The 12,653-nt window shown below is 60.1% G+C and carries 9 protein-coding genes; 8 read left to right on the top strand and 1 reads right to left on the bottom strand.

Annotated elements, in window-relative coordinates; all coding sequences use genetic code 11:
* Window positions 1–28: 28 nt before the first annotated feature.
* The 4 genes from JO015_11895 to JO015_11910 all read left to right on the top strand — a co-directional run bounded on the left by JO015_11895 (window position 29) and on the right by JO015_11910 (window position 4,464).
* On the top strand, window positions 29–1,795 hold the full coding sequence (locus JO015_11895; protein MBV9999799.1) for an ABC transporter ATP-binding protein: 1,767 nt from the start codon (window positions 29–31) through the stop codon (window positions 1,793–1,795).
* A 152-nt stretch (window positions 1,796–1,947) separates the two neighbouring features.
* Window positions 1,948–2,739 carry an ABC transporter permease gene (locus tag JO015_11900; GenBank protein MBV9999800.1) on the top strand — a complete coding sequence of 264 codons (792 nt, stop codon included), beginning with the start codon at window positions 1,948–1,950 and terminating at the stop codon, window positions 2,737–2,739.
* Window positions 2,736–3,527: an ATP-binding cassette domain-containing protein gene (locus tag JO015_11905; GenBank protein MBV9999801.1), complete on the top strand. Its 792-nt coding sequence runs from the start codon at window positions 2,736–2,738 to the stop codon at window positions 3,525–3,527. The genes JO015_11900 and JO015_11905 overlap by 4 nt, the downstream gene beginning before the upstream one ends.
* Complete coding sequence (locus JO015_11910) at window positions 3,508–4,464, top strand: MCE family protein (GenBank protein MBV9999802.1); 957 nt, start codon at window positions 3,508–3,510, stop codon at window positions 4,462–4,464. Before JO015_11905 ends, JO015_11910 begins: the two co-directional genes overlap by 20 nt.
* 58 nt (window positions 4,465–4,522) lie before the next feature.
* Here the strand turns inward: JO015_11910 and ruvB are convergent, their stop codons facing one another.
* Window positions 4,523–5,542 carry a Holliday junction branch migration DNA helicase RuvB gene (gene ruvB, locus JO015_11915; protein ID MBV9999803.1) on the bottom strand — a complete coding sequence of 340 codons (1,020 nt, stop codon included), beginning with the start codon at window positions 5,540–5,542 and terminating at the stop codon, window positions 4,523–4,525.
* A 176-nt stretch (window positions 5,543–5,718) separates the two neighbouring features.
* Here ruvB and mqnC point away from each other — a divergent pair, with 176 nt between their 5' ends.
* From mqnC to JO015_11935, 4 genes are all read left to right on the top strand, one after another.
* Window positions 5,719–6,813 carry a dehypoxanthine futalosine cyclase gene (gene mqnC, locus JO015_11920; protein MBV9999804.1) on the top strand — a complete coding sequence of 365 codons (1,095 nt, stop codon included), beginning with the start codon at window positions 5,719–5,721 and terminating at the stop codon, window positions 6,811–6,813.
* A 195-nt stretch (window positions 6,814–7,008) separates the two neighbouring features.
* Entirely contained in the window at window positions 7,009–9,429 is a 2,421-nt protein-coding gene (gene bamA / locus JO015_11925; GenBank protein ID MBV9999805.1) for an outer membrane protein assembly factor BamA, read from the top strand.
* A gap of 72 nt (window positions 9,430–9,501) precedes the next feature.
* On the top strand, window positions 9,502–10,203 hold the full coding sequence (locus JO015_11930; GenBank protein MBV9999806.1) for an OmpH family outer membrane protein: 702 nt from the start codon (window positions 9,502–9,504) through the stop codon (window positions 10,201–10,203).
* Window positions 10,204–10,499: 296 nt separating this feature from the next.
* On the top strand, window positions 10,500–12,440 hold the full coding sequence (locus tag JO015_11935) for a family 43 glycosylhydrolase (GenBank protein MBV9999807.1): 1,941 nt from the start codon (window positions 10,500–10,502) through the stop codon (window positions 12,438–12,440).
* The last annotated feature ends 213 nt before the right edge of the window (window positions 12,441–12,653 follow it).

Genomic DNA, 12,653 nt, shown 5'->3' on the forward strand with positions numbered 1-12,653 from the left:
TATGGTCTCGGGATTTGGGCGTAGGTAGATGCGGACGATTTTCAGGGTTTTCAAATACACGGGGCGCTACCCCGTAACGGCGGCCGCCACCCTCGGGTGTGCGGCATTGAGCACGGTGATGGTGATTGTTTTTCCGGCGGTGACCCAGCGGATCATCGACGTAGGTATTCGTGGGCACCGGCCGGACCTCATCGCGCCGTTGATCCTCCTGGCGGTGCTCTCGTTTCTGATCCAGAACTCCGCCAACGCGGTCCGCATCATCCTGAACAACACGTTCGAGCAGAAGGTGATCTTCGATCTCCGCAGCGACCTTTACGATCACATCCAAAAACTGCCCCTGCAATGGTTCGAACACCGCGCCACGGGTGACATCATGACCCGCGTGCTCGAGGACGTGAACGCGGTGGAACGGGTGCTCATCGATGGAATCGAGCAAGGTTCCGTTGCCTTGCTGCAGGTGCTGATCGTCGCCGGCCTGCTTTTCTGGCGCCAGCCGTGGATCGGTTTGCTCAGCATGGTGCCGGTCCCGTTCCTGGCGGCGGGGGCTTTAACCTATACCCTGACCGCCCGCGCACGGTATGGCGCCCAGCGCCGTGCCGCCTCGGAAATGAATTCACTTCTGCACGATAACCTTTCCGGGGTGCGCCAGATCAAAGCCTACGTGCGGGAGGCGGCCGAGCACGCCCGGTTTAATGCCGCGAGTGAAAAACTCAAGGCTGCCACCCTGGTGGTGATGAAAGCATGGGCGCTTTACTCGCCGGCAATGGAATTTCTGACGTCCTGCGGCCTGGCGATCGTCACCGGGGTGGGCGGAAAGGCGGTCCTGGACGGCAGGATGGAGATCGGTGAACTGGTCGCGTGCTTGATTCTGGTCCGTTTTCTATACGAACCCATCGGCCGCCTGCACGGCTTGAACCAGATGCTGCAGGCTGCCCGCGCCGCCGGGCAGCGGGTCTTCGAAATCATCGACGAACCGGCTGAACGGGACCTGCGGCCTGACGAGAGCGTTGTCGGTGCGACCGGCAGGGTCGAGTACCGTAACGTCAATTTCGGCTATGCGCCGGACCGGCGGATCCTGCATAACGTTTCCCTGACGGCTGAGCCGGGCCAGACGGTTGCGCTCGTCGGCGCCACCGGGGCGGGCAAATCGACGCTGGTCAGCCTCTTGCTGCGTTTTTATGAATTGGCGCCGGACGGGGGCGACATTCTGATCGACGACCGGCCCATCAAATCGCTGTCAAAGCTCGCCGTGCGGCGTGCCATCGGCTTCGTCAGCCAGGAGAGTTTCCTGTTCCACGGCACCATTGCGGAAAATCTGCGTCTGGGCCGGCCCGGCGCTTCAAACGAAGAACTCTTCGAAGCGCTCAAAGCGGCGGACGCTTACGATTTTGTCATGCATCTCCCGTCGGGCCTGGACACCAACGTCGGTGAACGCGGCGTGCGGCTGAGCGTCGGTGAAAAGCAACGCCTTTCCATCGCGCGCGCCCTGCTTAAAGATCCGCCCATCCTTATCCTGGACGAGGCCACGGCGAGCGTCGACACTGAGACCGAGAAGCAGATTCAGCGGGCTCTGCAGCGTCTGTTGCTGGGCCGTACGAGCTTCGTGATCGCACACCGCTTGTCCACGGTGCGCGATGCTGACCAGATTCTGGTTCTGGAACGCGGCCGCATCGCCGAGCGCGGCACCCACGACGAATTGCTGGCCCAAGGCGGTCTGTACACCCGACTATGCGAGAGCGGATGGTTCCTTGAAGGCGAACAGGAGGACGATTTGACGGTCGCGGTGGAAGGCTGACGGCCGGGCGAAATGCAAAACGAGTTGTAATTAAACGGCCGCTCCCTTACCCTTGAGTCAGGCCGGTTCGACTCGGAGCCTAGGGTTGCCGCCCTTCGGAGTAGCGTCAACTTGTAGGCTCCGATTTTTTACCGGACCCTGGATACGACACCTTGCTTTACCAGATAGGCAACTTCACGCAAATCGCCCTCGTCAATATCGGCAGCATCCTCTGGCTGCTCCTGAACACGATTGAGGAAATGGGCGATAATGTTCGCCGCGGCCGGCTTCCGTTCCGGTTGAGGGCGTTCTTTGCCCAGACCGAACGAACCGGGGTAGGCTCGGTGCCGCTCGTTTTGCTGGTCTCCTTCTTCCTGGGCCTGACGATGGCTTTGCTGACCGGCTACCAATTGCAAAAGTTCGGCACGGAGCGCCTCGTGCCCACCCTGATCGCGATCTCATTCACCCGTGAACTCGGGCCGTTGCTGACGGGTATCGTGCTGGCGGCGCGCATCGGGGCGGCGTTCACCGCCGAATTAGGCACGATGCAGGTGTCTGAAGAGGTTGAGGCGCTCGAGGCCATGGGCATCGGTCCGCTGCGGTTCCTGGTGGCGCCCAGGCTTATGGCGATCACGTGGTTGTTGCCCTGCCTCTCGGTCGTCTCTTGCGTGGCGGCGCTGATCGGGTCAGCCCTCATTTCCTGGATGACGTTGAATCTCGTGCCGGCCTTCTACTTCGATGCCGCCCTCAGCAGCCTGCTGGTGAGCGACATCGTCATCGGGCTGTTCAAAGGCATGTTTTTCGGCCTTCTGATCGGGTTGATTGCCTGCTTCAAAGGTCTTTCCGTCAAGGGCGGCGCTGAAGGGGTCGGAACGGCGACGACGGACAGCGTCGTGATCGCGATCACTGCGGTGATCGGGTTTGACACCTTGTTCAACGTCATAGCTACCAAAATCACCGGATGAGCGCCCATACCCCGTTGATTCAGCTGAAGGATGTTGCTCTGAACTTTGGGGATCGTACGGTACTCGACGGCATCAACCTGGCCGTTCAGCCGCGCGATCGTCTCGTGATCATGGGACAGAGCGGTGGCGGCAAAAGCACCCTGCTCCGCCTGATCCTCGGCATCCTGAAGCCGACCCGGGGCGAGGTGCTCTACCGGCACCTGCGGGTGAACCGGTTGGGCCGCGGCAGGCTGAACCGGCTCCGGTCGCGCATCGGCATGGTCTACCAGTACTCGGCGCTGATCAGTTCGCTGACCGTCCGCGAGAACCTCGCGTTACCGCTGGAAGAACTGACGCGAAAGTCCCAGGGCGAAATCGATGCCATGATTGAGGAACGACTGGCCACGGTCGGGATGAGCGGTACCGAGGACAAACTCCCCTCCGAGCTGAGCGGCGGCATGCGCAAGCGGATCAGCCTGGCCCGGGCGTTGATGATGGACCCTGAATTGATCCTGTTCGATGAACCGTCCGCCGGGCTGGATCCGGTGATCAGTTCGGTTATCGATGAATTGATCATCAACCTGACCGAACAGACGAACACCACTTCCATCATCGTTACCCATGAAATGGACAGTGCGTTCCGGGTCGCCACGCGCATGGCCATGCTTTTTCAAGGAAAAATCATTCAGGACGACCTCCCGGAAAATTTTAAAAAATCGAGTAATCCGATCGTCCGCCAGTTTGTGACTGGGGAGGTGGAGGGTCCGATTACCGAGGGGATTACAAGCCATGCAGATCATTCGAAATGAAGTTCGCACCGGCCTCCTGGTCCTGCTGACCCTTGGGTTGGCGGTGGGGGTGGTGCTTTACCTGTCTGCGCCCGGCCTATTCAGGCCGTTGCATTTCTACCGGGTGTATTTTGATAACGCTGCAGGCATCAAACCGGGGGCGACCGTCATGCTCGCCGGCCGCAAGATCGGGACGGTGCGGAGCATCCAATCGCCGGTGCCGCTCAATGAGCGGCCGCCCGGCCATCCGACTTACGAAGCGGTGGTCACCGTTGAGGTCGCGTCCGATTCGCAGATTTACAAGGAAACCAACGTGACGATGCGCACGTTCGGGTTGCTCGCTGACCTGGTGATCGATTTTACCAACGGCGATCCGCTCTCGGGCCTGGCCCAGCCGAACGACAGCTTCGTCGGCGGCCGTGCGCCCGACCTGGGGGAACTCGGGCCCCAGATCATTCAGAGGCTGAACCCGGCCCTCACGCAGGCCGAGTCGACCCTTGCCGAGTTGCAACGTGCCGCCTCGAATCTGACTAATCTGATGGCCGACGATTCGCCGTTGGTCGGCACCATCAAAAACTTCGACGCGATCGGTAATAACCTCAAAGGAATGACGGGCGCGGGCGGCGCGATCGACACCTCCTTAAGCAAGCTGCAGGATACCTTGACCAACGTCCAGAATGCGACGGCGCAGTTGGACAAAGACAACAACCTCGAGAAAACGCTGGCCAACTTCAACGCGTCATCCGAACGGCTACGATCGGTTTTGGGCGAGTTGCATGGTACCCTGGGCACCGCGTTGCCGCGCCTGAACACCATTGTAACCGACTTCAGCGAGTTGAGCGGCCGGCTCAAGACTCAGCCCTGGCGGCTGGTCTGGCCGAGCACGATCAAGTATGACCAACCGGCTGAGCAGACCGCGCCGGTGCCGCCCCGGCGGCGGGCTCGCGAGCGCGAGTAGCGCTCGCTCGCTAGCCGGCGCGGCCGCGGCCGCGGCGCTGCGCCGGCTGCGTTGCCGGCTAAAACATCTCGGCCTGCTCCCCGCGCGGGGCGGTGAGCCCGAGTTTCTGGTAACTCTTCGGCATCGCCACCCGGCCTTGCGGGGTCCGTTTGATGTAGCCCATCTGGATCAGGTAAGGTTCGTTCACCTCTTCGACGCTTCCCGCATCTTCGCCGACGGCGACCGCCAGAGAACTGATGCCGACCGGGCCGCCCTGGAACCGGACCACAAGGGCTTCAAGGATGCGTTTATCCATCTCGTCCAGGCCGTCGTCGTCAATGTCGAGCATGTTCAGGGCTCGGTCGGCGGTCTCTTTGTCAATCTTGCCGGAGCCCCGAACCTGGGCGTAATCACGAACCCAGCGCAGCAGGTTGTTCGCGATCCGCGGCGTGCCCCGGGATCGGGTGGCGATTTCGGTCGCGCCTTCCGTATCGATCTCTACCTGGATCAGCCCGGCGCTGCGCTCAACGATCTGGGTCAGCTCCTTCACGCCGTAATAGTTCAGGTAGTTGGTCATCCCAAACCGTGAACGGAGCGGTGAACTTATCAGCCCGGCCCGCGTGGTGGCACCGACCAGGGTGAACTTCGGCAGGTTCAGCCGGACGCTCCGCGCATTCGGTCCCTGGTCAATGATGATGTCCAGCCGGAAATCTTCAATGGCCGGGTAGAGGTATTCCTCGATCGACACCTGCAGCCGATGAATCTCGTCGATGAAAAGGATGTCGCCACGCTCCAAGTTGGTGAGGATCCCCGCGAGATCGCCGGCCTTCTCGATCATCGGCCCGCTGGTGCTCCGGATGTTGGAGCCCATGGCATTGGCCAGGATGAACGCAAGCGTGGTCTTGCCCAAGCCGGGCGGCCCGATCAGGAGCACGTGCTCAAGGACGTCGCCCCGCTGCTTGGCAGCTTCCACCATGAGTTCCAATCGTTCCCGCACCCGCGCCTGCCCTTGAAATTCACTGAAGAGCGGCGGACGAAGCGAAAAGTCGAACGCATTCTTGGGGGACTGCAGAGTTTGCTGATAGAAATTTTCGGCCACAAAAAACTAAAATTCAGGAGGTTGGAACAATGCACCCTTCAGCCCCGGAAACAACCTTATCCGGCCACCAAGATCGGATCAATGGCGTTGATCGCCCGGATCGAGATTCTCTCGATTGATCCTGCGCCCGAGCTGACCTATAGCATAAGGGATTCCCTCGCAAGGGGGCTTGCCCAATGAACGTGATTGCTTCCGATTCTGGCGTGGTCGACCGGGTTCTGGCCGGTGAGAGAATAACGTGCGAAGATGCTTTGGACCTTTACCGGCTGCCGCTGGAGGAACTGGGCACGCTGGCCGATTTCCGGCGTAACCTGGCCAAGCAGACCGCGTACGGCGGCGCCGGTAACGAGATCGTCACCTACATCGTTGATCGCAACATCAATTATACCAACGTCTGCAACGTCTATTGCAAGTTTTGCGCTTTTTACCGGACCGAACGGGACGAAGACCATTACGTGCTCAGCCTCGATGAGATTGATCGCAAGCTCGATGAGTTGGTCGCGATCGGCGGTGTGCAGATCCTGATGCAGGGCGGCCATCATCCGAAACTGGGCATCGATTACTACCTGGACCTCTTGGGCCACATCCGGGAGAAATACCCGCAGATCAACATCCACGCGTTCAGCCCTCCCGAATTCAACCATTTTTCGCAGGTGTTCGGAATGCCGTTGCGCGAGGTCATCGTTCGATTCAAAAAGGCCGGTCTGGGATCCATTCCAGGGGGCGGCGGGGAAATCCTGGTCGACCGGGTGCGCAACCGGATTGCCCCGCTCAAATGCAATACCGAGCAATGGCTGGCGGTGATGCGGATCGCGCATGAAGAAGGCCTGAACAGCAGCGCAACCATGATGTTCGGGCACGTCGAGGCGGTGGAGGACCGGATCGAGCACCTGCAGCGGCTGCGCGATCTGCAGGATGAAACGCACGGCTTTACGGCCTTTATTTGCTGGACGTTCCAGCCGGAAAACGTCGTCCTGAAAGCGACTCCGGTCGGTTCGGCGGAATACCTGCGGATGCAGGCGCTGGCTCGCATTTTCCTCGATAACATTGAAAACCTCCAAAGTTCCTGGGTCACGCAGGGACCCCGGATCGGCCAGGTGGCGCTCCGCTACGGCGCCAATGACTTTGGTTCGGTGATGATGGAAGAAAACGTCGTGAGCAAAGCCGGGACCACCTTCCGGATCGACCGCCAGGAAATTGAGCGGCTGATCAATGACGCCGGCTATCAGGCGCGGACCCGAAACAACTGGTACGAATTGCTGCCGGGTTGAGCGCTCCAAAGAGGTCTGAACGCTACGGCGCGTTGCGTTTACATTTAAAAACCGGGTAAGCCGTCCCGTGAGGCGTGCGCGTCGGTTCGACCCCCGGCCTCCGGGGAATTCAGCGTCCGTTTTTCGTTGACGTTTCGGGCATCCTCGTCATCAATACCGCGATCTTTCTCGTCGCTGGCTTCGGCTACCCACCTTATGAATTTCTGGTTCTCCCTCAGTCGACTTTGGATCGTCGTGGCGGCATCATCGGCCTTCCTGGCTTTATCGGTGCGAGCTCAGCAGCCAGGGCCGCCGCCGACCCTTCCCTCCGTGCCGCAGCCGCAATCGCAATCGCAACCGCCCGCGCCGGTCGCGCCGCCGCCTCCGGGATCGCGCGGGGGAACCCAGCCGGCGCAGGCAGCGCCCATCGTCCGTCAGATTGAGATTCAATACGCCGGTCCGGCGACCCTGAGCCGCCAGCGCATCCTCTCCAACATGCGGACCACCGTTGGCCAGCCCTACTCCGAGGCGACGGTCGAAGAGGATGTCCGGAGCCTGTACGGCACCGGGTTGGTGACGAACGTGCGTATTTACGGTGAACCGTTGCCCGATGGTGTAAAGGTCATCGTCGTCGTGCAGACGCGGGTAACCCTTTCCTACGTTAACATCCTCGGCAACCAGTTGGTAAGTCGCAAGCGCATCCGGCGCGAGCTCAATCTCAAAATCAATTCACCCCTGGAAGAGCAGCAGCTTGAGCAGGCCCGCCAGAAGGTGGTTGAACTCTACCAAAAACGCGGGTTTCCGGACGTCGACGTCCAGTACAAGACCGACGTGAATGAAGATCGCGGCACAGCGACGGTAACCTTTTCGATCAGTGAAGGCGCCAAAGGAACGGTTCACCGGGTCTTTTTCGTCGGCAATCGCGCTCTGAAGGCGAAACAGCTCCGCAAAGTGATGACCACGAAGCCGAACAACCCGATCGGCTTTATCACCGGTGCGGGGCGCTTCAGCAGCCGCCAGCTCGATGACGACATTCAGAAGATTAAAGAGCTTTATCAGGATAACGGTTATGAAGACGCCCAGATCACGGACGTACGAGTCGACCGGCTCACCCGCAAGAAGCAGGTCGACATCACGTTCTACATTACTGAAGGCATTCAGTACCGGGTCGGCACCGTCACGGTAGAAGGGCTGCGCGTCGTTTCTGAACCGAATTTTCGCAAGGTGTTGAAGGTCACCGAAGGCAAGGTTTTCTCGCCGCAGAAGCTGCAGAAGGACATCAAAGCCGTGGAGGATGCCTACGGGGTGGCGGGGTACGCCGACGCCAAGGTGAATGTCGAAACGACTCCGGGCGGCCCGGGTCTCGTCAACCTGCATTACAAAATTGACGAAGGGATTCAGTCGTACGTCGAACGCATTAACATCAGCGGCAACACGCGAACCAGGGATAAGGTGATCCGTCGCGAGCTGGTCCTTGCCCCCGGAGACGTGTTTGACACCGTCCGGGTTGAGATCAGCAAAAAGCGCCTGGAAGGTCTCCAGTACTTTGAACGCGTCGATACCTACGCCAGCGACACCAATGTTCCCGGCCGCAAGGACCTTAACGTCGTCGTGACGGAAAAGAAGACCGGCAACCTGAATTTCGGGGCCGGGTTCAGCTCGACCGAAGGTCTCCTCGGCTTCGGCGAAATTTCACAAGGCAACTTCGACATCACGAACTGGAGAACCTTCACCGGCGCCGGCCAGAAGTTTCGTCTGCGCGCGCAGATCGGCACCGAAGAAAAGGACGTGGAGCTGTCATTTACCGAACCCTACTTCCTGGACCAGCGGTTGGCGCTCGGCTTCGACGCCTTCTACCGGGACTTGCAGTACACCAGCGACGTGTATAACCAGAAGGAGTACGGATTCGACGTTTTCCTGCGCAAGCCGATCACGACTTTCCTGGCTGCCAAGCTGCAGTACCAGCTTGAGAACGTGGAGATCTACGGCGTTACCTCGACGGATCCGGCGATCACCAGTCAGGCAGGTTACAACCTTGAAAGCCGCGTTACCCTCAGCCTCACCTACGATAAGCGCGACAGTGCGTTCCTTACGCGCAAGGGCACCCGCATCGACGCTGCGGTATACATTTCCGGCGGTCCCCTCGGCGGCGACGTGAATATCTACGGCTTCGATTTGAACGCCGCGCAATATTTCCACCTCCCGTTCGATACAATCCTGACCCTCAATGCCGAGGTCGCAGGCGTGGATATGTATAACGGCAGCACCAACGTGCCGCTCTACGATCGGCTTTACCTCGGCGGCGCAGATACCCTGCGCGGCTTTAAGTTCCGCTACGTCTCACCCAAGGATGCCGAGGGCGATCCGATCGGCGGCCTCTCCATGGCCCGCTTCACCGCGGAATACACCATTCCCGTCATCGAGCGGGTGCGCGTCGCCGTGTTCTACGACACCGGGTTCGTGAATGCCGGCGCCTGGAATTTTGGCACCGGCAACGTCAACTCAGACGTCGGCTTCGGTGTGCGCCTGAATCTGCCGATCGGACCGCTTCGAATCGACTACGGCATACCGATCCAGAGTGACCGCTTCAACAGTTCGAGCGGTCGATTCCAGTTCAGTGTGGGCTACCAGTTTTGAACGAAACCAGGCGCATGCGGTCCAACTCAAACCTAACAACCTCTCCCGAGAAGAAGTAAGCAATTGTATCCTATGAAAAAAACGTTTTCTTTGGCGGCCGCCGGACTATTCGCCGCAACTTTTGCATTTGCCGTGCCGGCTAACGCGGATTTGAAAGTTGGCACGATCGACATGCAAAGGGTCTTCGCCGCTTATTATAAAACGAGGGACGCTGAAGAAAAACTCACCGATGCCCAAAAGGCCTACAAGGAGGAGCTCGATCAGCGAATGGATCTTTACAAGAAGAACCTCGACTCGATCAATAAGCTCAACGAGGAAATGAACCGGCCCGAGCTGAGCACCGCCAGCAAGGATCAGAAAGGGCAGGAGCGGGATGCAAAGATCGCCGAGACCAAAGGGTTGGAGAAAGAAATCGGCGAGTTCCGTGCGACCCGTGAGAAGCAGTTGCAGGAGCAGGTTAACCGCATGCGCCAGGGCATCATCGAGGAGATCATGCATGTGGTGAATGACCAGGTGAAAGCGCAAAGTTTTGACCTGGTTTTCGACAAGTCCGGCCAGAGCCTCAATTTCGGCGTGCCGGTACTCGTGTACTCCTCAGGCAATACGCTGGATTTCAGCGAATCGGTCATCAGCAAACTTAATGCGAACCGTCCGCCGCCGTCCGCCAAACCTGACAAGTCCGGAAACGCGCAGCCCTCCGGCACGAACACGCCGGCGACGACCACCAAACCCGGCGGTTTTCCGCCGAACCCGATGGCTCCCAGAAAGCCCTGACGATCTGCGCAGGCCGCCGGCGTGATTCCGCAACGCACGTAGAAAACCGGACCAAGGCCGGCGATGATTAACGGGAGATTTTAAATCATAAATTCATACGGCACGGGATCACCGTCACACCGCAGTGTGGCCGTGATCCCGCCTTTTTTTTGGGACGACCCGCCACCCCGGCTGCTGCAGGAGCCGTCCACGTGTATTGGAAACATGCGCACGGCCCATCGCGGGCTCGACAAACGGGCGCGCCATCGTTATAGAGCCTTCAAACATTCCGGTAATTACCCCCCGAAACCGCTCGCATGAGGCTCTCCAGACGTCCCCGGGACCGCGTACTTCCCCGCAGATCACGCACCGCCGTACGGCCATCCATCCTGTGGCTGGCTGTGCTGCTCAGCCTCATCAGCGGCCTGCCGGCCTTTTCACAATCGGGCGGCGGAATCGCGCCGCTGCACGGGCCCGCTTTTTATCGGAACCCCCTCATCCTGAACCTGCCGGGAGGCGGCCGGGCTGAAACCTGCGCGGATCCCTCAAACGTTCATTCCAACGACCCGCGCGACCCTGCCTGGTACCTTTTCGGCACCGCTGATCCGTTGACCGATTCCGATCGTGACGAGAATGGTAACCTGATCCTGCACCGTATTCCCACTTACCGGTCGCTCGACCTCATCCACTGGGAATACCAGGGCGATGCGCTTCCCACGCTGCCGGTCTGGGCCAAACCTGACGCGCTCCTTTGGGCGCCCCGGGTGATTTACTCTCAGGGGCGTTATTGCCTTTATTTCACCGTCACCGATGCCAACGTTGCCGGCGGCGGGAGTGCCGTCGGGGTGGCTACCGGGCCCACGCCGCATGGTCCGTGGACGGATTCCGGCCGCCCCCTGGTCGCCCCGGAACCCGGCTTGGGAACAAACGGAGCGCCTCGCTGGGCCTACGATCCGGAAATCGTGGATGGATACGACGGCAAACGTTACCTCTATTTCGGCAGCTACCTCGGCGGCATCTCCGCACGCGAATTATCTGCGGACGGACTCTCGGCGGATCCCGCTACGGAACGGCAGATCACCATCCCCAATCGGTATGAGGGATGCTCGGTCATCAAACACGACGGGTTCTATTACCTGATTGCTTCGGCAACCAACTGCTGCAATGGGCCCCTGACCGGCTACAGCCTGTTTTCGGGCCGTTCACGCAACCCGTTCGGCCCGTTCGTGGACCGCCAGGGCAACTCGTTGCTGGACGGCTTTGTCGGCGGCACGCCGGTCATCAGCATGAACGGCAACCGGTGGGTGGGCCCGGGCCACGGCCATTACCTGCGCGATTTCGCCGGTCAGGACTGGCTGATTTACCACGCCATCGATCAAAACGATCCCTACTTCGTCCGCGTTAATCCGGACGGGAGCGTCACGGTGGAATCCATCAACAAGCGGCCCCCGTTGATTGACCGCCTGGATTGGGTCGATGGGTGGCCCTCGATCCGGGCCGGCTTCTGGGCCTCGGACGAACCGCAACTTGCACCGGTGGCCCAGCCGAACCAACCGCACTGGACGGCGCCCGTGATCCCCTTCCCGGACTGGATCGATCAACCCCGCGAGACGCTGGCTTTCGATAGTTTCGAGGGTAGCCAGCTCAGGCCCGACTGGACCTGGGTACGCCAACCGGATCCCTCAGCGTATTTTGTAGGAGGGGGCGCCCTGCATTTCAACACCCAGGCCGCAGACCTCAATGTGGACAATAACACGGCCTCGGTCTTGCTCAGGGATCTCCCGCCGGGTGACGTCGTTATCGAAACCGGGCTCAGCCTGAACGTTCCCGATGACGGCAAGGTCTATAACTACGCTCAGGCCGGATTAGTGTTTTACCGCGATGACGACAATTACCTGAAGCTCACCGAAACGTCGATCTGGGAAACCCGGCAGACCGAGTTCGGTAAAGAACTCAAACCGGTTCCCGCAGGCTACCCGCGGTACGGCAACACGGTGGTGGGCACCCCCGGCCAGGACACCTACCTGCGAATTGTGCGACGGGACTGGAACGGCCTGGAACTTTATACCGCGTACACGAGCCAGGACGGCACGCATTGGGTGCACGGCGGCACCTGGGATCATCAACTTGGGTCGCAGGCCCGGCTGGGCTTGGTGGCGATGGGCCATTCGGGTTTTGTCGCCCAATTCAAATACGTCCGGATTTCACGTCCGTTCCTGAGCAACCCGTTCGCTGCGACGCCCCGGATTGCTCCTTAACCCGGTAACGGGTGTCGGTCGCACGGCGGGCACAACGTAAGAGTTCACACGGCGAACACGGCGGAACACGGCGACCACGGCGGGAAGACGGGAAAGAGTTCGGGACGGAAGAGAATGCCGCAAATGCTGCAAGCGGAAAAATGCCACAAATGGAAGCGGGGAGTGTCGGGTGCCGAGTTCGGAGTGGCATCGTGGGGGGTGGGTGCGAGTGTC

It is taken from the genome of Verrucomicrobiota bacterium (genome assembly GCA_019247695.1).
In the GTDB taxonomy this organism is placed as follows: domain Bacteria; phylum Verrucomicrobiota; class Verrucomicrobiia; order Chthoniobacterales; family JAFAMB01; genus JAFBAP01.

Bases quoted from the DNA above. Each gene is read 5' to 3' on its own strand.
- JO015_11895 (MBV9999799.1), top strand. From the start codon at position 29: ATGCGGACGATTTTCAGGGTTTTCAAATACACGGGGCGCTACCCCGTA.
- JO015_11905 (MBV9999801.1), top strand. From the start codon at position 2,736: ATGAGCGCCCATACCCCGTTGATTCAGCTGAAGGATGTTGCTCTGAAC.
- JO015_11910 (MBV9999802.1), top strand. From the start codon at position 3,508: ATGCAGATCATTCGAAATGAAGTTCGCACCGGCCTCCTGGTCCTGCTG.
- mqnC (MBV9999804.1), top strand. From the start codon at position 5,719: ATGAACGTGATTGCTTCCGATTCTGGCGTGGTCGACCGGGTTCTGGCC.
- bamA (MBV9999805.1), top strand. From the start codon at position 7,009: ATGAATTTCTGGTTCTCCCTCAGTCGACTTTGGATCGTCGTGGCGGCA.
- JO015_11930 (MBV9999806.1), top strand. From the start codon at position 9,502: ATGAAAAAAACGTTTTCTTTGGCGGCCGCCGGACTATTCGCCGCAACT.
- JO015_11935 (MBV9999807.1), top strand. From the start codon at position 10,500: ATGAGGCTCTCCAGACGTCCCCGGGACCGCGTACTTCCCCGCAGATCA.